Here is a 23,918-nt window from a genome sequence, read left to right as displayed (position 1 = left end):
TAATAATGAACTAAATAACTATGCTTTCACGGAGGGAACTTTTTGGAAAACACAGCAATGAAACTAATTGATTTAAAGAAAACAATTGGAAAAACCGAAATTATTAAAGGGCTAAACTTTGAGATTAAGTCAGGAGAAGTCTTTGGCTTCATCGGCCCAAACGGTGCGGGTAAAACAACAACCATTCGAATGATGGTAGGTCTGATAAAAATGTCCGGTGGAGACGTACAGATACTGGGCAAAAGCATTAAAAACGATTATAAGGAGGCTATTAAAGAGGTTGGAGCCATTGTTGAGAATCCAGAAATGTATCCGTTTATGACAGGGATGCAAAATCTGGTACATTTTGCGCGTATGCTTCCGGATGTCAGCAAGGAGCGGATACAGGAGGTTATTTGCTTAGTAGGCCTGGAAAAGGCGATCAAAGAAAAAGTCGGCAAATACTCGCTAGGAATGCGGCAAAGGTTAGGGATTGCTCAAGCCTTATTACATAATCCGTCTGTTTTAATCTTAGATGAGCCGACAAACGGGCTTGATCCTGCAGGTATCCGAGAGATACGACACTATATTCGACGATTGGCTGAAGAGCAAAATGTTGCAGTTATTATTTCCAGTCATCTCTTATCAGAAATCGAATTAATGTGTGACCGGATTGGAATTATTAAAAATGGAGAGCTTATTACGATTCAAAATGTTCATGATGCAGCAGATACAGAGCAGAATTCCCATCAGATTCAGATGGAAGTAACACCTGCAGAGAAAGCAATAGAACTGTTAAGCACAGAGCATATTATAGAGGCCGTTCTCACCAATGGTTTCATATCCTTTCAAAGTCAAAGAGAAGAAATTCCTAATATCATTCAAACATTCGTGCGAAATGATATTTTGATTTATCAAGTAGAAGTATCCAGAGCGACATTAGAAGAAAAATTCTTTGATTTGATTGGAGAGAATGTCATTGAGTAACCTGGTGAATTTAATCCGAAACGAAATAAATAAAATATATATACAAAAATCAACCTGGATCATATACATACTTTTAGCAGTTATTATTGCGGGATATGGCATGTTAACAAGCTTTTTTGGTGACGTAAGAGAGGATTACAGTCAGGATTCATGGCGTGCGGAGCTGCAGGAAGAGAATGAAGAGCTGACGAAGGAGATGGAAGAGGAAGAGCTCCTGGAAGACTTTAATATGGGTTTGATTGAGCAAAACAATTACTATTTAGAAAATGATATTCAGCCGGCGGGGTATGATGCGTGGCAATTTGTGATGGAGATGAACATCATGCTGTCCATCGTAAGTTTATTAACGATCATTATCGCAGCAGGGATTGTTGCGAATGAATTTAGATGGGGTACGATAAAACTTTTACTTATCCGTCCTATCTCCAGATCAAAAATACTATTATCCAAATATTTGGCAGTCCTGCTATTCGCTTTGATTACACTGTTATTTGTGGTTGTCTTTTCATGGGTGATTGGTGCCGTGTTCTTTGGTGTGGAAGGATTAAATCCGCAAATCGTCATGGATAAGGTCGGCGGTTTGGAATATGTATCGGTTATTCATGAGATAATTACAAACTATGGCTATAAACTCGTTAATTTAGTAATGATGGCAACCTTTGCCTTTATGATTTCAAGCATTTTCCGCAATAGTGCACTTGCCATTGGAACAGCGGTATTTCTAATGATGGCTGGGAATTCCATTGTCAGTTTTTTCTCGGAGTATGCATGGGCTAAATATATCTTATTTGCGAACACAGATTTAAGCCAATATGCGAATGACGCACCTTGGGTGGACGGGATGACGTTGCCGTTTTCCATCATGGTTTTACTTGTTTATTTTGTAGTGTTTTTAGCAGCTTCTTGGGGAATATTTACTAAGAGAGATATTGCAGGTCAATAAGAGATTTAGGGAGGTATAAAGATAATGAAAAGAACGGTTGAAATTGTATTAGGTGTCATTGGAATGGTCGGATATGGACTGGTTGCAGCTTTAGGCGGGTTTATGTTATTTCTGCAAAATAATGAAGACCTCCTTCAAGAAGTAGTAGAGCAAAATCCAGAAATGGGTCTTAATGATCTGAATACGGTCATGGAAGGAATGGGCGCAGGAGGGTGGGCGCTTCTCATTACTTCTATCCTCGCGATTATTTTAAGCCTTGCAGCGATTTTCTTGATTAAAGGGAATAAACAGCCGAAAATTGCAGGTTCGATTTTCATTGTGATTTCTATCTTAGGATCGATTGTTACCGTAGGGTTTGGTATTATTCCTGGCATCTTCCTGCTTATTAGCGGTATTATGTGTCTGGTTCGGAAGCAAGGAACTCTATAAGACTATTTTTAAGTTTAAAGAGAAGGGGCTGTCATCAAAGGAAGGATATATTTGATGACAGCTTTAGAGTTTTATTATTTAACGTTGAATCGAAAGAAATTGATGAAGCAAAAAGGAAGCGGAGGTGTTAAAAGTGAATAATAAGATTACATATGTCATATTTGCAGTAAGTATGCTGCTAATTCCATATTTTATCTTTCAAATTATTCATCATAAGGGTAATCTAGGCTGGCAAATTTATTCAGGTTTGATGATTAATTGTTCAATTATCGCTGCACTGCTTATTGTCAGTCATTGGAGAGACGTGAAAATCAATAAGTTATGGCATGATGAAATCTATTTAAAAAGCTAGTATCGTACTTTAAACTATTTTACACGCAGGGCAGGATTTGTAATAATTAGGGTGCTGAGTAATTAATAATGCACATATATTAGCGGAATCTATTTGAAAGGAATTAATTGAAAGTTAATAATATTTACTGTATAAAAAAACAAATAACAAATGTATTGATTTGATTGTTGAAGAAATAGCAGAAAATTAAAGTTACTCTTTTACCGAATAAATGAATGGGATATACAAGGAGGCAAAAAATGAGTGAACGATCCATCAAAATTTTAGAGCTTGAAAAGAAATATGGAAATCAAGCTGCTGTCAAACAGATTAATTTTGAAGTGAGAAAAGGCGAACTGTTTGGATTTTTAGGGCCAAATGGGGCAGGAAAAACAACGACGATTAAAATGATGACTGGATTGCTTGAGCCAACAAATGGAACGATTGAAATAAATGGTTATGATATTTGGAAAAATCCGCTTGAAGCGAAAAAGCAGATTGCTTATGTTCCAGACCAGCCAAATTTATATCCGAAACTGACTGGATGGGAATATCTGGAATTTGTAGCATCTGTATTTCAAATATCATCGGATCATTTTAAAGAACGGGCGGAGCAGTTACTGTCCATATTTGGACTGACGGACCGGGCTAATGAATTAATAGAAGGATATTCTCATGGGATGAAGCAGAAAATTGCAATCTGTGGAGCACTCGTCCATGATCCGGAAATTTTATTTTTAGATGAACCAACCGTGGGGCTTGATCCTAAAAGTGCACGGAATCTTAAAAATTTGCTCAGAGAAGAATGCGATAAAGGCATGACGGTGTTTTTAACAACACATATTCTTGAAATCGCGGAACAGATGTGTGACCGGATCGGTATTATTTCAGATGGTGCTATCATCGCACTTGGAACAATGGATGAATTAAGGGAAAAAGACGGACGTACAGAGGGAAGTCTTGAAGAAATTTTCTTAGAATTAACAGGCAGTGATGACCAAGAAGCGATTATTGAGGAGATGGCGAAAGAAAATCAACCAGGTGGTCCATCATGATAAAGGTTTTGCTCAAGAATCAGCGCAGAATATTTGTAAATACACTCAAATCACAAAATCTTAAAAATTATTTTGCCTATCTTTTTGTTTTTGCAGTCTTGGCTGTTCTGTTGTTTTTTGTCTCTCAGGCGATATGGAACATTGCCGGTTCGGTGACTGAGCCCATTTTAGATGGGATCTTTTCTTTCAGCTTGTTAATGATTATTGGAATGATTATTTTAATCGGGATGCCAGAAGTGTTTAAACACTTGTACTCGGCAACCGATTTATAGTTTCTGTTCACCATGCCGATTAAAACGAGACAAATTTTTATAATGAAGTACATGCAAAGTTTTATCGGCGCACCTTTGACTGTTTTTTTATTTCTTTTAGTACCACTTACAGCTTATGGGGTGGCCAGCGGCGCAAATATTATCTATTATTTCGTACTTGTATGTATGTTGCATACAGCGGCTACCATTGGGCTTTCCATTGCCTACCTGCTTAATTTGGTTGTCATACAGCTTATTCCTGCAAGACGAGCAAATGAATTGATGACAGCGATGACCTTTCTGTCAGGATTGTTTGTCTATTTGATATTTATGTTACCGCAAATATCAAATAACCGTTCATTATCAGAGTCTCTTATGGCAGGGCTTCCAGTTTTACCGGATTGGGTACCGGTAAGCTGGGGAAGTGATGCATTAATTCAGGCAGCAAATGGTTCAATGAGCTTTTTCCTGCCAATGATTTTATTGATACTTTTTGCCGGAGTGTTGATTTTACTTACGACGACATTAGTTGAAAAAGGATTCCGCACGGGTTGGGTTAGACTAAGTGAAGGAAGCGGGAAAAAGAAAAAGCGTAAACCTAAAAAAGAGCGTGCGCAGGGTGTATCACATCCAGTTATTGCGATCGGGAAGAAAGAATGGTTTTCCATTAAGCGTGATCTGAGAGAATGGATGACATTTTTACCGCTTGCCTTTTTCATCGTTTTTCCGGTTATCGGTTTCTTCAGTGGTGGCATCCGCTTAAGTGATCTTCGCGGATTTAATGATATTTCATGGCCCATTGCTCAAGGCTTCTTTTTATTTATTTATGCATTGTTTAACGGACAGCTTGCTGCTGCGGCTATTGCACGGGAAGGATTGTCTGCGTGGATTTTACGCACGCTCCCATTATCAGGCCGCGATATTGCCTTAGGAAAGCTATGGATCAGCTGGCTGCTGCCATTTATTATTTTAACGATCTTGGAATGTATTGTAGGAGTATTTCTTGGCTGGGCATGGTGGCAGTTCATCTTTGGAATTGTGGTGAAAGCTGGAATTACCATCGGAATCAGCTCCATCGGCATTTGGATCGGAACAATTGGTGCACGGTTTAATCCGGGCAATCCCCAGCAGCGGTTAACCTTTGGAACGTCTATGTTTCTATTATTGTTGGCATATGTGTATTTGGCTGTTTTAAGCATCCCTTACGCATTAATGCTCGTACCTGGTGAGGCAGCTCCATTTGTTGTTGATCTGGGCGCGGAAAGTTCTGGATTTTTCGGTTTCGTATTTAGTTTATTTGGCGTTTTACTTACATGGAAAGCAAGTAATCCACTGATCGTAATCAGTCTGGGCTTGCTGCTGATGTTCGTATTGTCTATTGGTCTTGCGTGGTTGTTCTTGTATGAGAGTGCGAAGCGGATTAATCGTGGTGTTACTATTGATATAGTGAGTGAGACGAGTGGAAAGACTTTGTTTAAACAGAAATCTGGAAAAAGTTTATATTAAGCTTTGTTTTTTTAGTGAGAAAGCCAATTTTGCTGAAAGATAGAGCAGTAGTTAATGTAAATATAACTATTTTATGTTCGGTAAACATGAATTAGATAAGGCGAAACTTCCTTCAGCAGGGGATGAAAGAACCCCGCTGAAGGAAGTTTCACTTTATAATGTTTACGAACATTTAAGAGTTTATCGATTAATATTTTAGTGCAGTATTTGCCCAAGAGGTTAGTCTTCTCTTAGCCTCTTTGAGTATTTTCATTAATCATATTCTCCAATCCAGTATACTCAGAAAGAGGACGGAATATCCGATTGTTTTCTGCTTGCTCCAGAACATGAGCACTCCATCCGGCTGTCCTGCTTGCAGTAAATGTTGGTGTATACAGCATTTCCGGCAGATCTATAGCTTTGAAAACAGCTGCTGCATAAAACTCAACATTGGTATAAAGTCTTCGTCCAGGTTTATATTCTTTAAGCAAGCGAATTGCGGTATTTTCCACATACCTTGCAAGGGCAAACCAATCATCATTAGCCGATAAACTTTCAATGACATCGCTTAATGCCTCAGCCCGGGGATCATTTGTTTTATAAACACGATGTCCGAATCCCATCAGTTTTTCATTGTTATTTAGTTTTTTTCTCAACCAATCTTCGGTATTTTCCATTGTACCTATCTCGTTTAACATTGACATGACACCGGTTGGTGCACCTCCATGTAATGGCCCTTTCATAGCACCAATTGCTCCACAAACGGCAGAAAACAAATCAGATTCAGTAGATGCAATTACCCTGGACGTGAACGTTGCGGCATTCATACCATGTTCTGCCGTAAGAATAAAATAAGCATTTAAAACTTTGATATGTGCGTCTTTCGGTATTTTACCAGTAAGCATATACAAGTAATTGGACACATGATCTAATTGATGATTAGGCGCAATAAATTCTAAATGGTGTAAAGATCGATAACGATAAGCAAGTATAGTTGGTATGATAGCTGTGATACGGGTTGCTTCTTCTAATGTTGGCGGCCATTCTGGATTCGCTTTCAAAGAAGATATACTTGTTCTTAAAACAGCCATCATTTCCATATCTTCTGGTAATTCATCAATAATACGAATGATGTACTCCGGTAAATTTCTTGCTTCATGAAGCTGCTTTTTCAATTTTTTTAATTCATTTTGTGCCGGCAGTTCCCCATACCAGAGTAAATAGATAACTTCTTCAAACGTATACTTACGAGCTAATTCATCTGCATGGTATCCACGAAAAATCAAGCGGCCATTTTCACCATCTACAGAACTCAAATTGGTTTGTACTGCTGTAATACCTTCAAGACCAGGTCGAAAATTCATTATAATTCCTCCATTTTTACTATTTGTGTCTATTATAAATGAGATATATAATAATGAATATTAGTTATTTATTAACTAAATGATTAAAAATCATAATCAATCAGGGGGAAGAGATGAATATAAATTGGTTACGGACCTTTATTATGGCTGCAGAAAGTGAAAATTTTAGAAAAACGGCAGAAAAGCTATATATGGCACAGCCAACGGTAACGGCACATATTAAACAGCTTGAAAGAGATATTGGCACACAATTTTTTAGCCGGTCTGGACGTAATATCATTCTTACGGAAGCTGGACGCCGATTTTTGCCGCATGCCCGGTTAATATTATCCAGCTATGACCGTGGAACTCATGATTTACTGGCTTGGGAACAAGGGTATAAAAGAAAGTTAACCATCGCTATTTCTCCATTATTAGCTGCCTCCATTCTTCCATATATTATTAGACAATTTATGGAGCGGCACATGGATGTAGAAGTGATTGTGCAGATAAAAGAATCAATGGAAATAAGCGAAATGATTGAAAAAGGAGAAGCAGATCTCGGATTATTGCAGATGAAACCCGTACAAGGATCATTGCAAGTGGAGAAAATAAAAGAAGATGATGTGATTTGCGTATGCTCCCATGATGGCGGTGATTTAGAAAGCAGCCCGCCAATTGATATTCATGATCTATTTGAAAATCAGACATTATTCACCTATAATCATCCAGAATACTGGGATGATCTATTAAATGCGATCCATGTAAAGTATCACAAGGTACGTACTATGGTTGTTACACAGGTCCACATTACGAAAAAATTTATCGAGGAAGGGCTAGGTTTCTCTTTTCTTCCTAAAATCGCTTTGAATCGGGAACTAATAGAAGGGAGATTACTGGAAGTAAGAACACCGGAGTTAAAGCTTCCAAAGGCATCTACTTATATCGTTACTCGTGCGGATACAGAAGAAAACAGGTTGTTCCAAGATTTTCTTGGAGGATATTTCTCGTATTAATATATTTAGATTGGTAAGGGATAAATATTTGAAAGAATGCTTTCTATATTTAACTGCAAGCCCCTTTTAAACAGCTTGCGATTGGCAATATTTTTATACATTTAAGTAAATCTTAGTACTATAATTGTTTCAATATTTTTGCGCCTGGTAATTAAGGGGTTTATTGAGTGAAATTTCAGAGTAATTAATTACATATATATCTTTTACATTGGGTTTTAGAGAAAATGAAATGATATTTTATTTTCCATAACAAAATTAAGCTTACTCTCTATCGAAATCAGAATAAAAGTTTAACTAATCCGAATAAAGGTCTTAAAAATCTTTAAAGAGTAATCATAAATAGTTGACGCAAACATGATATCTTGACAAAAGAAAAAACATATTCTTATAATGGTACTATATTACGAACGCGAGTTTATATACTGAACTAATTCATTGGTCAAAGAGTTATATTTTAAACAAATCATATATAGTCCTTTGTAAACAGATAACGTAATTGGGGGGAGCTAATTGGAAAAATATCACGTACCAGCTTTGGAAAGAACAATTAAAATACTAAAACTTATTAGTGAGTCGAAAGATACATATACGGGAACAGAAATTTGTAAAATGCTTGATTTACCAAAAGCTACGGTTTTTGCAATTATGAAGACGCTTGAGTACCATAATATGGTTCAAAAAGATCTCAATGGTCGTTTTCAAATTGGTCCCAAAATGTTTCAAATTGGAATGACGTATGTGTCTGATAGTAATATGATAGAATTGGCAAAACCATATATGAAACGTTTGATGGGAGAATCGGGTTTTACTGTACATTTAGGCATCCTTCATGAAAATCAAATCATGTATATAGCAAAAGAAGAACCGGATAGTTTCATAAAATTCTCCACGTATCCCGGCCTGAAGACGGAAATTCATTTAACGGGATTAGGAAAAGCAATAGCAGCTTACTTGAGTGAATCGGAGCTTGACCAAATAGTGACATTTGAAAATTTGGATAAGGCAACACCGAATACAATTACTGATATGACGACTTTCAAGGAATCTCTTCGTGCTGTCCGCCAGAACGGTTATGCTATTGAAGATGAGGAAGGCGAGATTGGTGTTAGATGCATTGCTGCTCCGATAATTAATGCTCGCCATACTACTCCAACTGCAATTAGTGTAACAGGCCATACCTCTCAATTACCTAAAGATCGATTTTCAAAAATTGGAGAACTAGTTCGTGAAACAGCACAAGACATCGCAAAAAGTATATAATAGGTGATTTCGTATACCTGTTTCTTTATGATTTATATGACATTAAAAGAAAATGGTATGTGATATAAAGGAGAGTCCGAACCGATTGAAATTCTAACATTCATTTGAATTTCAATCGGTTCGGACTTTTTCATGTATTTTTCAACGGTTAACAGATAAAACAGAAAATTAACTATTGACAAAACTAATATTAGCACATTATACTTGTTCAACAAGGAGAACTAAGTTCAGTATTATGTATTTCGTTTGCTTTATTCGTTAGGAAATGTCTCATGTGTATTTATTTTGTAGACTATTTTAAATTGTAAAGGGGAGGATCATTTTAAAAACAATTAGAAAGCGCTTTCGTTTGGTGATGTCGTTTCGCTCTACATTTTGCATGATTAAAAATAGGGAGGTTTTTTAGAAATGTTAAATACGAAAAGTAAAGAATTATATGAAGAGGCAATAAAATATACCCCTGGTGGCGTACACACTTCTATAAGGAATGTGGATCCCCATTTAATTTTTACTAAATCAGAAGGCGCTTACATTTATGATGCGGATGGAAACAAATATGTTGATTATCAATCCGCATTCGGACCATATATATTAGGTCATAATTATAAAGCAGTAAATGATCAAGTAATTGAAGCTCTTTCAACAACAGACTTATATGGAGTAGGTACCACTGATTTAGAGATTAAATGTGCAGATAAAATAACAAAGAACGTTCCTTCGGCGGATCAGGTATTGTTTTGCAATTCGGGTTCAGAAGCTACGTATCATGCGATAAGACTTTCAAGGGCTATAACAAATAGAACTAAATTAATTAAATTTCAGGGGTGTTATCATGGATGGCATGATTATGTAGCGAGAAATATGTTAAGTGCTCCTGATATGATAGGCAAGCGTGACCCAGGTTCTGCTGGAATGATGGATGAAGCAATTGATAATACACTGATTTGTACATTCAATGATTTAGACGATGTTGCAGCTACTTTTCATAAAAACAAGAATGAAGTTGCGGCAATCATTGTAGAACCAATTCCACATAATATAGGCTGTGTGATGCCAGAAGATGGATTTTTGCAGGGGTTGCGTGATTTGTGTGATGAAAATAATGCGGTATTGATTTTTGATGAGGTGATTACAGGATTTCGCCATGGCTTAGGCGGTTTTCAAAAGGTTGCTGATGTAACGCCTGATTTGACAACAATGGGGAAAGCAATGGCGAATGGTTTCCCGATGGCCGCAGTCGCCGGCAAGAAAGAATATATGGAGCGGTACAATACCAATCCTGGTGGAGACGTTTGGTTTGCTGGTACATACAATGGGCATGCTGTTGGTACTTCAGCAACGATTGCTACCATGGAAATTATGGAAACAGAACCGGTTCATCAACATATTTTTGAACTTGGGGATAGAATGAGAAATGGCATTCGCGAAATACATGAAAGACTCGGCATGAAAGCATATGTAGCTGGATTTGGATCTGTTTGGACAACATATTTTATGGATTTTGAACCGAAAAATTATACAGATTTAATGAAGAACGATGCGGAAATGTATGTCAGTTATCGAAAGAAACTGATTGAGCGAGGCTTTTTCAAAATGCCGATGAATATTAAACGGAATCATATTAGTTATAGCCACACGAAAGAAGATATTGATAACACATTACAAGCAATAGAGGATGTTTTAAAAGAGCTCATTTAGTATCTTTTTCATTCATTCAAAAGTTTTAAAGTGGCTTCGTAGAGTGGGATCATTTAATATATGAATAATAACCATCCTCAAATGCTAAAAAATGGGTTTGAGGATGGTAGCCAAATATCATGAATAAAAAAGTTAAACAAAAGATGTTACATTAGCTCGTTTAATTTGTAAATTTCATAAATTTATTTAGGAGAGATCTTATATGAATAAACAGAAGATTGGAATAGTTGGTACAACACGAGGAGCTGATTTTTATGAAGATTTTAACTTATTTAATGATGTAGAAGTGAAAGCCATTATGGATACGAATGAAGAAGCTCTGATGAAGTTTTCAGAAAAGTATGGTGTGAAAAGAACCTTTTCTAACTATGAGGAATTCCTTAACGATGGTATTGATGTCGTTGTGTTAACATCTCCTATTCATATGCACGCGCGTCAAGCAATTTCAGCTTTGAATAAGGATATCCATGTACTGTCAGAAGTAACCGCGGCAACAACTTTGGAAGAATGTAAATTATTATTGGATGCAGTCAAACGAAGTAAGGCGAAATACATGATGGCGGAAAATTATTGTTATATACGAGAAAATGTTGCTATACAAAATATGGTTAAGAAAGGTTTATTTGGCGAGATTTATTATTCGGAGGGAGCGTATATACATAATGTGAAACATTTACAATACGATGAAAATGGTGATCCAACGTGGCGGAAAACAGACACCATGGGAAAACGCGGTTGTAATTATGGGACACATAGTCTTGGGCCTATATTAAATTGGTTTAACGAAAGCGTTCAATATGTAAATTGTTTAGGTTCCGGATCACATACATCTCCAGATAATGAAATTGATGACACAACGATTATGTTATGCAGAACAGAAAGTGATGCGCTGATAAAAATACGATTAGATTTAACTTCTAATCGACCACATATTATGCGGTATTATTCCTTACAAGGAACCAAGGGTTGTTATGAAGCACCAAGCGTTCCTGGAGAGAAGCATCGCGTATGGTTAAAAGATTATAATCCATCTAGTGAAGAATGGATGGATCTTGAAGCATTTTATCCTGAATTTTTACCAGAAGATTATTTGAAAATGCCGGTTGAACCAAAAAACGCTAACCATTGGGGAGCAGACTATTATATGATTAAAGATTTCCTAGATTGCATTATGCATGACAAGCCTCTGAATATTGATATCTATAAGGCTTTACAACTGACATTGCCTGGAATTTTATCTGAGGAGTCAATCACTTCAGATGGAAAACAAGTCACAATGCCAGATATAAGTAAATGGTAAATGTTTCAATCTTGAAAAGAGAGAGGGTGTTCATGTGCAAAAAAGAGTGTTAGTTACTGGAGGAGCTAAGGGCATAGGAAAGGGGATTGTTCAAAAGTATCTAAAAAACAATTGTCGTGTTGCCATATTGGATAACGATGAAGAGCACTTATCCATTTTAGCTGCGGAGTGTCGTACCTATCATAATCGAATTCTGCCCATTGTCTGTGACTTGCAAAATGTTGAAGATATAGAAGAAAAAGCGGAGAAGGCTTATGCCTATTGGGAAGGGATAGATATTTTAGTTAATAATGCTGGTTTAGCTGTTAGGGAACCTGTTATTGAAATTCCAATAGAAAATTGGGATCAGATCATGCAAGTGAATCTTAGGGCAAATTTTATTCTCAGCCAATGGATAGCAAAGCGAATGATACAAGATCAAATTCCTGGCTGCATTGTAAATATCTCATCTAAAAATGGCTTGGCTGGCAGTTCGTACTTAGCCCATTACAATGCTTCAAAAGGGGGAATTAATTTATTGACACAATCGTTAGCTGTAGAGTTGGCACCGTACAATATTAGAGTAAATGCAGTAGCACCCGGCTTTATTGATACACCATTGGATAAAAAATTAAAAAAAGGAGATGAGACATTGAATTTAACGGAGAAAACACCTATGAAAAGATTAGGAACAGTGGAAGAAGTAGCGGATGGGGTCTACTTTTTATCTTCTGACCAAGCAACTTATATTACGGGTACTGTTTTAGTCATTGACGGTGGTCATTTAGCCAATGCGAGCGAATTGTAAGACGAGTGTTTTTAAATTAGTAGTGTGGTGAGGTGGGATAGTTGGATAAAACTTGGGAACTAGTCCAAGATGAAAAGGCGCATTTAGGAGAAAGTCCTTCCTGGGATAGCGAAGGCCAGGTACTCTATTGGATCGACAGTGCTCGAGGGAATTTATATATATATGATCCTAAAAATGAACGAAATCGAAAAATGGAAATAGGCGAGCATATTGGAAGTGTTGCTCCTAAGAATGAACAGGAAGTGATTATGGCCACAGAAAGCGGCATTTATTTATTCCATCTTGAAACGGAAAAAAAGACATTTATCACGAATCCCAATAAGCATTCTGAAAATATATTTAATGATGGCAAATGTGATCCATTCGGACGTTTTTGGGTAGGAACTGTTAATGGAGTAGATGCTGAAAAGTTTACTGGGGAATTATTTTGTCTCCAACTAGATTATTCGATAGCAACGAAGATTCAATCTGTTGGATGTTCCAATGGCATAACCTGGTCTCCGGATTATCAAACCATGTATTATATTGATACGTTAGCATATAAGATAGTAGCTTTCGATTATGACTTGAATACAGGTGATATTAACAATAAGAGAACTGTTGTGATTATACCAGAGAAATTTAAATTGCCTGATGGCATGTCAGGTGACATGGAAGGGAATCTATGGGTGGCACATTGGGATGCAGGGGTCATTTGTTGCTGGGATCCTAATAATAGAAATTTATTAGAAACAATCAAACTGCCAGTGCCTCGTGTTACTTCTTGTGTCTTTGGTGGAGAGAAACGGAATGAATTATACGTTACGAGTGCTCGTACAGGATTAACAGAAAAGGAGTTAGCATCTCATCCTTATTCTGGGGGATTATTCCGTATCAACATGGATGTACAAGGGTTACCAACATTTTCATTTAACAATCGATAGGAGGTACTGTCTTTGAGTAACGAAACGAGAAAAAGTGAGACATATTTTGCTGATCAAACCCTGTGGGGATTTGTACATCGTTCTTTTACAAAATCAATGGGTTATACGGAAGATGATATAAAGAAGCCAATCATTGGTATATGCAATACGTTTAGTGAATTAAACAAGTGTCATTCGCATTTTAACGAACTCGTTGAACATGTAAAGAGAGGAGTCTGGCAAGCGGGTGGAACACCAATGGAATTTCCGACGATCTCTCTTGGGGAGCCATATATTAAACCAACATCTATGCTGTTACGAAATTTAATGGCCATGGATACAGAGGAAATGATGAAAGCCCATCCTATTGATGGAGTTGTTTTATTGGGAGGCTGTGATAAAACGGTCCCCGCTCAATTAATGGCCGCTGCCAGTGCGAATATACCATCCATCATCCTAACGGGAGGGCCGATGTTGAATGGCAGGCTGGGCGGGGAAAGCCTCGGTGCTTGTACAGATTGTTATCGTTTTACCTTAGAACATAAAGCAGGAAATTTGGATGGTGCTCAACTTGCAGAAGCAGAAAATGCTATTTGCCGGAGTGACGGACATTGTATGGTAATGGGGACAGCTAGTACGATGGCATCGATTGCAGAAGGATTAGGAATGGCTCTACCTGGGTGTGCAGCAATACCTGCTGTCGATTCAAGAAGGCGTCATATGTCACAGATGACAGGGAATCGAATTGTTCAATTAGTAAAAGAAAATTTAAAGCCTAAAGATATTATGACAAGAGAAGCTATCGAAAATGCGATCACCGTAACGATGGCGAGTGGTGGCTCAACAAATAGTATTATTCATATGGTTGCTATTGCCCAACGTCTCGGTATGAAACTTCCGTTAGAGACGTTCGATGAGATAAGCAAAAGAACGCCATTTTTATTGAATTTGCGGCCATCTGGACAATACCAAATGGAAGAGTACTTTGAAGCTGGTGGTGTACCTTCTCTAATGAAAGAGTTGGAACCTCTTTTACATAGAGAATGTATGACGGTAACAGGTAGAACAGTGGAAGAGAATTTGATGGATGTCCATGTCTTGGATAGAAAAGTTATCTTTCCGTTGACTGAGCCAATTGAATCAGACGGGGGCATTGCTGTTTTAAAAGGAAACCTTTCCCCTGGTGGTTCACTTATTAAGAAAACAGCTGTATCCAAGAAATTCTTTCAACATAAAGGAAAAGCAGTAGTATTTGATTCTTTGGAAGATATGAAGAAGCGGATTGATGACCCAAATCTCGATGTCGAGGAGAATAGTGTATTAGTTTTGAAAAATCTCGGGCCAAAAGGTGCTCCAGGTATGCCGGAAGAAGGGCAAATACCTATTCCACAGAAACTATTAGAAAAAGGTGTGCGTGATATGGTGCGTATATCTGATGGAAGAATAAGCGGAACTTCTTATGGAACGTTGGTAGTTCATATATCTCCAGAATCTGCTGTCGGAGGACCGTTCGGATTAATTGAAAATGGAGATGAAATTAAATTGGATATCCATGATCGGCGTCTTCAATTACTTGTTGATGAAGAAGAATTAGAGAAGAGGAAGTCAAAATGGGTACAGCCAGAGCCATTTTATGATCGTGGCTATGGGTTGTTATTTGAAAATACAGTTTTACAAGCGGAGTTAGGATGCGATTTTGATTTTTTACTTCCTAAGGAATTGAGGGATGAATTAAAAAGCAACAGTTAAATAGAAGGTTTATCAACAAATAGGAAGAATCAGAATAAACGAGGAGGGGTTGCTTGCCATGATATTTGATAGTCACACCCATTTATTTGGACCTGGTCATGTAACGGGGGCGATGAGAGAAGCCTGTCAAAGAGCCTGGGGAGAAAAACATGAATTAATTGCATTACCGGAAGACCATCAAGAAAGTATAAAAGATGTAGATGGAGCGATCGTTTTAGCGTTTGATGCACCGGCAACCGGCACGAGGGTTCCGAATGAATATGTTTCTGAATATGTTTCCAAACATGCGGATAGATTATTTGGCTTTGCGAGTGTAGATCCGAACAATGATTTAGCGCCTAGTATATTAGAAGATGCAGTTAAGAATTTACATTTAAGCGGATTAAAATTGGGGCCGATGTATCAAAATTTCTATCCGGATGACAAGAAACATTTTGCCTTATATGCAAAAGCGAATGAATTAGATATTCCCATACTATTTCATCAAGGGACATCTTTTGTTCCAGAAGGTTTTTTAGATGCATCAAGACCAGCCGCTTTAGATCCCATTGCAAGGGCTTTCCCAGATTTAAAAATAATTATTGCTCATATGGGGCATCCCTGGGTTGGTGAATGCATTTCAGTAGTTCGTAAAAATCCGAATATGTATATGGATTTATCCGCTTTAGGGGGAAGACCATGGCAATATTACAATGCAATGGTATTAGCTATGGAATATGGTGTAACACATAAAATCTTTTTGGGTTCAGATTTCCCGTTCTTTACCATAACACAAACCATAGATACATTGTGGGAAATTAACGATGTTGTAGAAGGAACCAAGATGCCAAAGATTCCCGATCATATTATAGAGGATATTATACACCGGAATGTACCTGGAATTTTAAAATTGCGTAAAGGATAGTCGACATTATGAAATTGGATAGAGAGGAGAATAATGATGAAATTTTTAACTATTCAGAAGGAAGATAAAGAGGTTTTAGGAATTCAAACGGATAAAGGTATTATCGATTTCGATGAATTGCTCCAAAATCATAGGAATGCCACTATTCCAACGGATGTGATGGAAGTTATCCATGGAGGAAAAGATGCGGTGAAAGAAATAGCGAGTTATATAGAACAAGTAGAAACGGAATCGATTCGTTATTTGAAAGAGGGAGATATTCATTGGGGACCAGCTATTACCTCACCAAGTAAAATTATTTGCGTTGGGTTAAACTATCGAAAACATGCAGACGAAACGGGTTCACCCTATCCCGAAACACCGATTCTTTTTAACAAATTTAATAATACATTAACAGGACATAAACAAGCTATTAAAATTCCGAAAACCACAAAAAAGCTAGATTACGAGGTAGAACTAGGAATGGTCATTGGAAAAACAGCAAAAAATATTCCTGTAAACGAAGCACTAAATCATGTATTTGGCTATGTTACAGGAAATGATTTATCCGCTCGCGATTTACAATTTGTTTCTAGTCAATGGTTGCTTGGCAAGAGCTGTGATGATTTCAGTCCAGTCGGTCCCTATTTAGTAACTAGTGACGAAGTGGAGGATCCAAATAATTTGCAACTTAAAACGATTGTAAATGGGGAGGAAAAACAAAACTCAAATACTTCCGATATGATTTTTCATTGTGATGAGATTATTAGTTATATCTCTAAGTATATGACATTAACACCAGGCGATCTTATTTTAACCGGCACACCAGAGGGAGTGATTATGGGGGAATCAGAAGATAAACAAGTATTTTTAAAACCTGGGGATGAAGTGACTGTGGAAATAGAAAAACTAGGAAGTTTAACAAATAAATTTGTATACGAATGATTTTGAAAGCGCCTCAATTTCATCAATTTCCAATTGATTTGAGTTTCATATTAGCAAGGTAAGAGAGGTATAAAAATTCAAGAAACTGCTTCACATGGGAAAAGTAGGCGAGGAGGAATGAGCGGTTAATTCTCTACAAAAATCAATGAACGACATTAGAAAATAATTATTTTGTTAAAAACTATTATCATAGGAGGCCTTCAATGTCATTCATAACAATTATATCGTTTTTGTTTTTTATGGGATTGGTTGCTTTGATTTCTTATTTTTATACGCGAGGTGAAAACCTCCAAACTACAGAAGGCTATTATTTAGCAGGTAGAGGGCTTTCTGCATGGGTGATTGCTGGGTCGCTATTGTTAACAAACCTTTCTACAGAACAGCTTATTGGTTTAAGTGCGGAGGGGTATCAGTTTAGCTTATCTTCCATGGCATTTGAAGTAATAGCTGCCATTGCTCTTATTATTGTAGCGATATTTTTTCTTCCTCGGTATTTAAAAGGGAATATTATAACGATTCCTGATTTTCTGGCTGATCGTTATGATGAACAAACGAAACAAATTGTTACCATTCTTTTTTTACTTGGGTATATCACGAATTTAATGCCTCCCGTTCTATATACAGGTGCTATTGCATTTAACGGTATTTTTAATATTGACGAAATTCTGGGCGTCAGTAGATTAACCGCATTTTGGATCATTTCTGTCACTGTTGGAGGAATCGGTGCCATTTACGCTATTTTCGGTGGACTAAAAGCTGTTGCTATCAGTGATACGGTAAATGCAGTTGGTTTGTTCATTGGAGGCCTATTAATACCAATATTAGGTCTAGCCGTTTTGGGAGATGGTTCCATATTTGAAGGGATAACCACGATTGTTAATGATACACCTGAAAAATTAAATGCTATCGGCTCATCCGCAGAACCGGTCCCTTTTAGTACTTTATTTACCGGGTTGCTTTTAATCGGACTATTCTATTGGGGGACCAACCAACTTGTTATGCAACGTGCACTTGCAGCCAAAAGCTTAAAGGAAGGGCAAAAAGGGTTATTAATTGCGGCGGCATTTAAGTTATTCACGCCGATAATCATTATCTTGCCTGGAATTATTGCTTTTAATATATTCGGTCCTGAATTAGTACCTGAAGATGCGTATCCTAGACTTGTGGAACATGTGTTACCGAGCCCGTTACTTGGATTTTTTGCTGCTGTTTTAGCAGGAGCAGTGTTATCAACATTTAATTCAGCACTCAATTCATCGGTGACTCTATTTATGATAAATGTTTATAAGCCTTATATTAATCCAAATGCAACACAAGCGACTCTTGTACGAAAAGGAAAGTATATTGGTACTGGCATTGCCCTTTTTGCTATTATTGTAGCGCCGTTAATTGCACTGGTTCCGGAAGGATTTTTTGTTTATTTACAAACGGTCAATGGGTTATACAATGTGCCAATCTTAACAATTATAATTGTAGGATATCTGACAAAACGTGTACCTACCATAGCGGCGAAAATATCTTTAGCAGTATTTATCTTCGCTTATGCTTTAACACAATTGGTCTGGGATTTTGGATTAAATTACATTCATATCTTAGGAATATTATTTGTTATTTGTGTAGGATTGATGTTGATTATCGGAAAAATCAAACCGAGGGAAACAGAATTTGTTCTGAAAGAGAATAATTCCGTTGATGTTACAAATTGGAAATATTTATATCCGTTCTCTTTGGCGATAATCGCATCGATTCTTCTGATGTATATCTTTTTCTCTAAACTGGGTATTGCTGGGTAGATAAAGTGTGAATATTGTATCTTTTTAGAGATTCGAAGTAATGAGTAAAGTAGCACGACATACAAAAAATAATATGATGTTTATATAAAAGATGAGTTCGTAATTGAACTTACTATTGTTTTAACACATAAACATTTCAGGGTAGAAAATCATTTATATTCTTAGTAAATTTTAAGCAATGCTTAAGTTGGCAATCAAGCAAATATTAAATATAAAAATAATCACTACTTTGTAAAAAACAAGTAGTGATTATTTTTATTTATAAAGCTGTTGAGGATTTATTAATCAGATACTTCAAATTATTATTGTGGCATGTTAATAATCTTCACAGAAGCGACAAATTCTTTCTGTAATTTTGTTCTAAGCTTCTAACAAGGAATGGATTACTAAACTAACTTCAAAAATCCAAATAAGTCAAAATATATGTGAATTGAGAATAGATAAGGTAAACTAATCTTATTAAATAGAGCGGAGAAAGATATAATAAAAAAAGGAAGTTTTACAGCATTTATTTTTGTTCTGTTTTTATTTTTAATTGCTTGCAATAATGAAGAAACCAAAACAGAGAATCAAGAAAATGATCAGGAAAAGACTGCGGATGAGAAAGAGATATTAAGTGAGGAAGTGGAAGCCTCTTCTAATGTAGAAGACCCCGAATAAGAAAAGTTATTTGATGTTATAAGACACAATATTTTAGCTAAAAATCAAGAGGATGAAGATAAGTTTTTGTCTTATTTCCATAGTGAATCGCCAATAATGCAAGATGTCGAGGGAGAACTCACAAGCATCATGGATATAGGTGGGGAAACATGGATTACAGATATCGTTTTGGAGGAAAAAGAAGAAGATAACGCAATTATCTATACGTCACAAGAAACATATTTTGAAGATGAGTCCATACATAACTATCAACAAACGATACTGTATTCACTCCAAAAAGAGGATAGACATTGGAAAATCTATTCGATGGCTGGTACCGAAATCAGTTATATTGATGAATATGGAAATTTCCTGGAAGATATCTCTGGTTCTAGTGAGGGCGTCACATCCATTGATGAATTAGAAGGAGACTATGCAGCCCTTTTGAAAGAGATAGACTTGAGTTCGATAAACGAAGAGCTGACAGTGGATTAAGTGAACAGAATATTAACGATGGAGGTAATCGTCGGCCTTGGAAACTACTATTCAACAATGGAAGATTTAGACGGCGTATCGAATTTATTTAATTTATATCGTGTGTTTTACGAACAAACATCAGACATAGAAGGTGCGAAAGCGTACATAAAGCAGCGTTTAGAACACAAGGGTTCTGTGATATTTATGGTGAGAGATCATCAAATGTATGTCGGATTTACCCAGCTTTATCCGACATTCTCATCCATATCTATGAAAAAAGCATGGATACTAAATGATTTGTATGTAGATGCAGAAGCAAGGAATCAGGGAATAGGAGAAAAGCTTTTAAATAAAGCAAAGGATCTTGCTATGGAAACAGATGCGAAAAGCATTGTTTTGGAAACAGCACCGGATAATACTGCTTCTCAGGGATTACATGAAAAGAATGGATATATCCGGGATTCACAATTTTATCATTATGAATTAAATTTAAGTTAATCGCTGTTTGGATGCGTATTTGATTAAAGGGAGGACTCTATATCTTAGTAAATATAATTGGAATAAGCTCATTCATTATTATCTTAGGCATGGCTATTACACATACTTCTTTCAGTAAGGTTGTAGTTGTATTATTCTTTAGTTCTTTAGCTCTGTTTATCGCGAGGCTAACGATGGAAAAGGAAAGCCTGCTGCATGCTTTTATGGATTCGTTTGGCTTATTTTCTTTGATTGCTTTTATCGTGATTGTTATCAATTACTTTCGAAATCGTTCTGTTCATAATGAAACTTAATGAATCATATAATTAAAGGGAATAAAATCATATTAATTACAATCCGGCTAATAAATAAGCTCTCTAAAAAGGGCTTATTTATGCTTTGCTGGGAGTTTTAGAAGTATCCTATAGAGCATTAGCATTTAAACAACTACTAGTTTACTAAAGTGATATACAGCAAGTGAATCAGCGTGAGAAATAAGCAATGGAATTATGTTATAATAAGTGCGAATATTGCATAAGAATGAACTTAAATAATAAGATGGCAAAATGAAATGCCACCCTACCAAAACTGGGCAAGTCATTGAAGTAGGCTTCAAATCTTTTTAAGACTGTTTATTCTTAAATGTGAGAAAAGCAATCGAATTTTGGTCATTTACAATACCTTGGTAGTACCAATGGGCAGACAATCGTGACTTTTAGTATGAATAGCACTTGTTATGTTTGGCTTGTCTGTTTGTAGAATGAACTTTTGAAACAAAATTACAGGAAAAAGCGATTGGAACAAACTTGTTGATCCTGCGCTAGATTCCACTTAGGAGAATAAAAATGAGAGAAGAAGAAAAAATCTTTAAAGGTACCCTTTTTTCACCTGGAGAACCGGATTTAAAAAAAATAAAGCTGAGAACTCATAACCTATGCTCCGAATATAACCGCACGTTCGAAGATGAAACGGAAAAGAGACAAGCACTCATTTCAAATATTTTCCATGAAATTGGAGAGAACAGCCGTCTGCAAGGTCCTATTTATATTCACTACGGAAAACATACAAAGATTGGTAATCATTTTTTTGCAAATTTTAATTTAACCATTCAAGATGATGCAGAGGTGGTTATTGGCAATCATTGTGATTTTGGTCCAAATGTGACGATCGTTACGCCTGTACATCCAATGCTTCCAGATGAACGCCGCGCCATTATGGATAAAGACGGTGTGCCTAAGCATATGTGTTATGCGAAACCGGTTAAAATTGGTAATGATTGCTGGCTTGGAGCAAATGTGGTTGTTTGTCCGGGAGTAACAATCGGGGATAATTGCGTAATTGGGGCAGGAAGTGTTGTTGTGAAGAACATTCCAAGCAATACCTTTGCGGCTGGCAACCCATGCAGAGTGATTAGAGAAATTACGGAACTGGACAGCATGAAACATAAGCCGGAAATTTTGGACGATAATAGAATTATAGAATAAAAATATTTCGGACTATGAAAGGCCTTACAGATTCCCGTTTAATACTGCGGGGCAAACGTAATTGGCGTAGTGGTTGTAATCAAGTTTTAAGAAAATATTCTACTCACTAAAGTAATTAATGGGCTATATTTTGAGTGAGAATAGAATCGTATTCGTACAATTTGACTTGAGTTGAGGGCTGTTACATAATCAGGTAATTGATTATGTAACAGCCCTTCTTTTATCAAAATAAAAAAGGAATCTATTTGAAAAACACCTGCATATCTTGAAAGCTTATATTTCCAGGTGGCGGCTTTATTCATGCATTCCGGATTTTTGATTGTTCAGTTTGTATGCAAATGCTAAGTATAGAAAAGCAAAGAATGAGATAAATATAATCACTACTAGAAAGTAAAGAATGGTCGTTGTATTTGCCAGTATATCCAATATAATTGAAACACTTACTACACCAAAAATACTGCCAATTTGACGTGCAAGGTTTACTAATGAAGAAATTTCATTATGATATTTTTCTCCCGTTGATAAAAAAGCTGCATTCATTAATACGGGAGCTATAGCTCCAGAAAAACCGAAAAGAATAAAACTAATTAAAATAAAAACAGAGTATGCTGCTATTGTGAAGTAGGTAAACAAAAATATACTGCCTGCAATAATAGCCAATAAGCATAGCTGCTGAGTCCATTTTTGTCCTAATTTATTGACCAGAACAGGTGACAAAAATGAGGATATTAGCATACCGGAAACCGTTAAGGGCAAAAATTTCACACCCGTCTCAAGCGAAGACAAAAATAAATGTTCCTGAAAATGAATAGAAAGGAAATACATCACTCCATAGATTGAAAAATTATAAGTAAATCCATTTATTAAGCTGGCAACATTCTGTTTTGTGAATAGTTGCCGCTCTATTACTTGTGTCTGATTATTTCTAAACTTGATACTATATGCATATCCAAAAATTAGTAAAGTGATTCCTCCTAAAGTAAATAACAGCGGTAACTGATAGATTACTTTATATTCCTGTATCATAAATACGAAAATTAAGATAAACAATGCAACCAGCACCTGTTCCTTGAAAAACATCGGAATTTTTTCTTTTTCTGTATCCTTGATTGCAGCAAGTCCAGTCCAGATGACAATTAAAGAAAAAGGAATATTGATAAGAAAGGTGCTTTGCCAACCCCACAATTCATTTAAAAAACCACCAACCATCGGCGAAAAGGCAAATGCGATGCCTGATGTTCCGGACCATATACCAAAGGCAGTCGCTCTTTTTTTTGGCTCTGTTACTGTCGATGATAAGAGCTTTGTTGCAATAGGTGCAAACATAGCTGCACCAACTCCTTGAATAATCCTAGAGATTACCAATTGTTCATAAGTGTTAGAGAAACCACAGAATAGCGAACCAACCATAAAGATTGAAATCCCCGTGATAAAGGCATTTCTTGCACCTATTCGTTTACTGAACCTGGCAAAAAATAGGATGAACGAAGCAAATACCAATACATAGCTATTTACGACCCAAGAGGTTTGTAAATTGCTTAAATATAATTGTTCTCTCAAAGGTGGAATAATTATATTTACGATATTTGTATCTAGAATAATTAAGAAAGATCCGATGCAAATACTGATTAAGCTTATTGTTTCTCGACGTGTGTATTTCATAAAAATCACCTTATTTCAATTTTTTTTGAACTGTAACTATTAT

At 36.5% G+C, this 23,918-nt stretch carries 22 protein-coding genes; 20 read left to right on the top strand and 2 right to left on the bottom strand.

Annotated features, from left to right (window positions below):
• Nucleotides 1-42: 42 nt before the first annotated feature.
• The 7 genes from ACZSMY_RS06730 to ACZSMY_RS06700 all read left to right on the top strand — a co-directional run bounded on the left by ACZSMY_RS06730 (nt 43) and on the right by ACZSMY_RS06700 (nt 5,481).
• The gene (locus ACZSMY_RS06730; protein WP_193064104.1) at nt 43-966 is read left to right on the top strand and encodes an ABC transporter ATP-binding protein; all 924 of its coding nucleotides are present in this window, start codon (nt 43-45) and stop codon (nt 964-966) included.
• Complete coding sequence (locus ACZSMY_RS06725) at nt 959-1,909, top strand: ABC transporter permease (protein ID WP_193064103.1); 951 nt, start codon at nt 959-961, stop codon at nt 1,907-1,909. Before ACZSMY_RS06730 ends, ACZSMY_RS06725 begins: the two co-directional genes overlap by 8 nt.
• A 24-nt stretch (nt 1,910-1,933) precedes the next feature.
• The gene (locus tag ACZSMY_RS06720; protein ID WP_256706129.1) at nt 1,934-2,338 is read left to right on the top strand and encodes a DUF4064 domain-containing protein; all 405 of its coding nucleotides are present in this window, start codon (nt 1,934-1,936) and stop codon (nt 2,336-2,338) included.
• Nucleotides 2,339-2,471: 133 nt separating this feature from the next.
• Nucleotides 2,472-2,690, top strand: coding sequence for a hypothetical protein (locus ACZSMY_RS06715; RefSeq protein WP_042533586.1), 219 nt, complete (start codon nt 2,472-2,474; stop codon nt 2,688-2,690).
• A gap of 239 nt (nt 2,691-2,929) precedes the next feature.
• The gene (locus tag ACZSMY_RS06710) at nt 2,930-3,724 is read left to right on the top strand and encodes an ABC transporter ATP-binding protein (protein WP_042533587.1); all 795 of its coding nucleotides are present in this window, start codon (nt 2,930-2,932) and stop codon (nt 3,722-3,724) included.
• Complete coding sequence (locus tag ACZSMY_RS06705) at nt 3,721-3,996, top strand: hypothetical protein (RefSeq protein ID WP_465147585.1); 276 nt, start codon at nt 3,721-3,723, stop codon at nt 3,994-3,996. The genes ACZSMY_RS06710 and ACZSMY_RS06705 overlap by 4 nt, the downstream gene beginning before the upstream one ends.
• Before the next feature lie 12 nt (nt 3,997-4,008).
• The gene (locus tag ACZSMY_RS06700; RefSeq protein WP_465147584.1) at nt 4,009-5,481 is read left to right on the top strand and encodes a putative ABC transporter permease subunit; all 1,473 of its coding nucleotides are present in this window, start codon (nt 4,009-4,011) and stop codon (nt 5,479-5,481) included.
• Nucleotides 5,482-5,711: 230 nt separating this feature from the next.
• Here the strand turns inward: ACZSMY_RS06700 and ACZSMY_RS06695 are convergent, their stop codons facing one another.
• On the bottom strand, nt 5,712-6,824 hold the full coding sequence (locus tag ACZSMY_RS06695; protein WP_042533589.1) for a citrate synthase/methylcitrate synthase: 1,113 nt from the start codon (nt 6,822-6,824) through the stop codon (nt 5,712-5,714).
• 113 nt (nt 6,825-6,937) lie between these two features.
• On the opposite strand from ACZSMY_RS06695, the gene ACZSMY_RS06690 reads away from it, so the two are divergent.
• From ACZSMY_RS06690 to ACZSMY_RS06630, 13 genes are all read left to right on the top strand, one after another.
• Entirely contained in the window at nt 6,938-7,819 is an 882-nt protein-coding gene (locus ACZSMY_RS06690) for a LysR family transcriptional regulator (RefSeq protein WP_193064100.1), read from the top strand.
• Nucleotides 7,820-8,329: 510 nt separating this feature from the next.
• The gene (locus tag ACZSMY_RS06685) at nt 8,330-9,079 is read left to right on the top strand and encodes an IclR family transcriptional regulator (RefSeq protein WP_042533591.1); all 750 of its coding nucleotides are present in this window, start codon (nt 8,330-8,332) and stop codon (nt 9,077-9,079) included.
• A 408-nt stretch (nt 9,080-9,487) separates the two neighbouring features.
• A complete protein-coding gene (locus tag ACZSMY_RS06680; RefSeq protein ID WP_193064099.1) occupies nt 9,488-10,777 on the top strand; it encodes an aspartate aminotransferase family protein in 1,290 nt (429 codons plus the stop codon).
• Nucleotides 10,778-10,979: 202 nt separating this feature from the next.
• Entirely contained in the window at nt 10,980-12,077 is a 1,098-nt protein-coding gene (locus tag ACZSMY_RS06675; protein ID WP_465147583.1) for a Gfo/Idh/MocA family protein, read from the top strand.
• Between the two features lie 34 nt (nt 12,078-12,111).
• On the top strand, nt 12,112-12,864 hold the full coding sequence (locus ACZSMY_RS06670; protein ID WP_193064097.1) for an SDR family NAD(P)-dependent oxidoreductase: 753 nt from the start codon (nt 12,112-12,114) through the stop codon (nt 12,862-12,864).
• A gap of 41 nt (nt 12,865-12,905) precedes the next feature.
• Complete coding sequence (locus ACZSMY_RS06665; RefSeq protein WP_332093638.1) at nt 12,906-13,787, top strand: SMP-30/gluconolactonase/LRE family protein; 882 nt, start codon at nt 12,906-12,908, stop codon at nt 13,785-13,787.
• A gap of 12 nt (nt 13,788-13,799) precedes the next feature.
• Nucleotides 13,800-15,515 (top strand): IlvD/Edd family dehydratase, encoded by a 1,716-nt coding sequence (locus tag ACZSMY_RS06660; RefSeq protein ID WP_042533596.1) that lies wholly within the window; start codon nt 13,800-13,802, stop codon nt 15,513-15,515.
• A 58-nt stretch (nt 15,516-15,573) separates the two neighbouring features.
• The gene (locus ACZSMY_RS06655; RefSeq protein WP_193064094.1) at nt 15,574-16,419 is read left to right on the top strand and encodes an amidohydrolase family protein; all 846 of its coding nucleotides are present in this window, start codon (nt 15,574-15,576) and stop codon (nt 16,417-16,419) included.
• Nucleotides 16,420-16,452: 33 nt separating this feature from the next.
• Nucleotides 16,453-17,343 (top strand): fumarylacetoacetate hydrolase family protein, encoded by an 891-nt coding sequence (locus tag ACZSMY_RS06650; protein WP_319022557.1) that lies wholly within the window; start codon nt 16,453-16,455, stop codon nt 17,341-17,343.
• 203 nt (nt 17,344-17,546) lie between these two features.
• Nucleotides 17,547-19,136 carry a solute:sodium symporter family transporter gene (locus ACZSMY_RS06645; protein ID WP_042533599.1) on the top strand — a complete coding sequence of 530 codons (1,590 nt, stop codon included), beginning with the start codon at nt 17,547-17,549 and terminating at the stop codon, nt 19,134-19,136.
• A gap of 789 nt (nt 19,137-19,925) precedes the next feature.
• The gene (locus ACZSMY_RS06640) at nt 19,926-20,270 is read left to right on the top strand and encodes a hypothetical protein (RefSeq protein WP_332093639.1); all 345 of its coding nucleotides are present in this window, start codon (nt 19,926-19,928) and stop codon (nt 20,268-20,270) included.
• Between the two features lie 18 nt (nt 20,271-20,288).
• Entirely contained in the window at nt 20,289-20,750 is a 462-nt protein-coding gene (locus ACZSMY_RS06635; RefSeq protein WP_193064158.1) for a GNAT family N-acetyltransferase, read from the top strand.
• An 824-nt stretch (nt 20,751-21,574) separates the two neighbouring features.
• Entirely contained in the window at nt 21,575-22,213 is a 639-nt protein-coding gene (locus tag ACZSMY_RS06630) for a sugar O-acetyltransferase (protein WP_465147582.1), read from the top strand.
• A gap of 294 nt (nt 22,214-22,507) precedes the next feature.
• Here the strand turns inward: ACZSMY_RS06630 and ACZSMY_RS06625 are convergent, their stop codons facing one another.
• Nucleotides 22,508-23,875: an MFS transporter gene (locus tag ACZSMY_RS06625; protein WP_084612953.1), complete on the bottom strand. Its 1,368-nt coding sequence runs from the start codon at nt 23,873-23,875 to the stop codon at nt 22,508-22,510.
• Between the last annotated feature and the right edge of the window lie 43 nt (nt 23,876-23,918).

Source organism: Oceanobacillus sp. B139/18 (genome assembly GCF_055524595.1).
This window is presented reverse-complemented; position numbering and strand designations above follow the sequence as displayed.

What these genes read in the sequence shown, in the direction of transcription:
- ACZSMY_RS06720 (WP_256706129.1), top strand. Translation starts at nt 1,934, where the DNA reads ATGAAAAGAACGGTTGAAATTGTATTAGGTGTCATTGGAATGGTCGGA.
- ACZSMY_RS06710 (WP_042533587.1), top strand. Translation starts at nt 2,930, where the DNA reads ATGAGTGAACGATCCATCAAAATTTTAGAGCTTGAAAAGAAATATGGA.
- ACZSMY_RS06705 (WP_465147585.1), top strand. Translation starts at nt 3,721, where the DNA reads ATGATAAAGGTTTTGCTCAAGAATCAGCGCAGAATATTTGTAAATACA.
- ACZSMY_RS06700 (WP_465147584.1), top strand. Translation starts at nt 4,009, where the DNA reads ATGCCGATTAAAACGAGACAAATTTTTATAATGAAGTACATGCAAAGT.
- ACZSMY_RS06695 (WP_042533589.1), bottom strand. Translation starts at nt 6,824, where the DNA reads ATGAATTTTCGACCTGGTCTTGAAGGTATTACAGCAGTACAAACCAAT.
- ACZSMY_RS06690 (WP_193064100.1), top strand. Translation starts at nt 6,938, where the DNA reads ATGAATATAAATTGGTTACGGACCTTTATTATGGCTGCAGAAAGTGAA.
- ACZSMY_RS06680 (WP_193064099.1), top strand. Translation starts at nt 9,488, where the DNA reads ATGTTAAATACGAAAAGTAAAGAATTATATGAAGAGGCAATAAAATAT.
- ACZSMY_RS06675 (WP_465147583.1), top strand. Translation starts at nt 10,980, where the DNA reads ATGAATAAACAGAAGATTGGAATAGTTGGTACAACACGAGGAGCTGAT.
- ACZSMY_RS06655 (WP_193064094.1), top strand. Translation starts at nt 15,574, where the DNA reads ATGATATTTGATAGTCACACCCATTTATTTGGACCTGGTCATGTAACG.
- ACZSMY_RS06650 (WP_319022557.1), top strand. Translation starts at nt 16,453, where the DNA reads ATGATGAAATTTTTAACTATTCAGAAGGAAGATAAAGAGGTTTTAGGA.
- ACZSMY_RS06645 (WP_042533599.1), top strand. Translation starts at nt 17,547, where the DNA reads ATGTCATTCATAACAATTATATCGTTTTTGTTTTTTATGGGATTGGTT.
- ACZSMY_RS06640 (WP_332093639.1), top strand. Translation starts at nt 19,926, where the DNA reads ATGGATATAGGTGGGGAAACATGGATTACAGATATCGTTTTGGAGGAA.
- ACZSMY_RS06635 (WP_193064158.1), top strand. Translation starts at nt 20,289, where the DNA reads ATGGAGGTAATCGTCGGCCTTGGAAACTACTATTCAACAATGGAAGAT.
- ACZSMY_RS06630 (WP_465147582.1), top strand. Translation starts at nt 21,575, where the DNA reads ATGAGAGAAGAAGAAAAAATCTTTAAAGGTACCCTTTTTTCACCTGGA.
- ACZSMY_RS06625 (WP_084612953.1), bottom strand. Translation starts at nt 23,875, where the DNA reads ATGAAATACACACGTCGAGAAACAATAAGCTTAATCAGTATTTGCATC.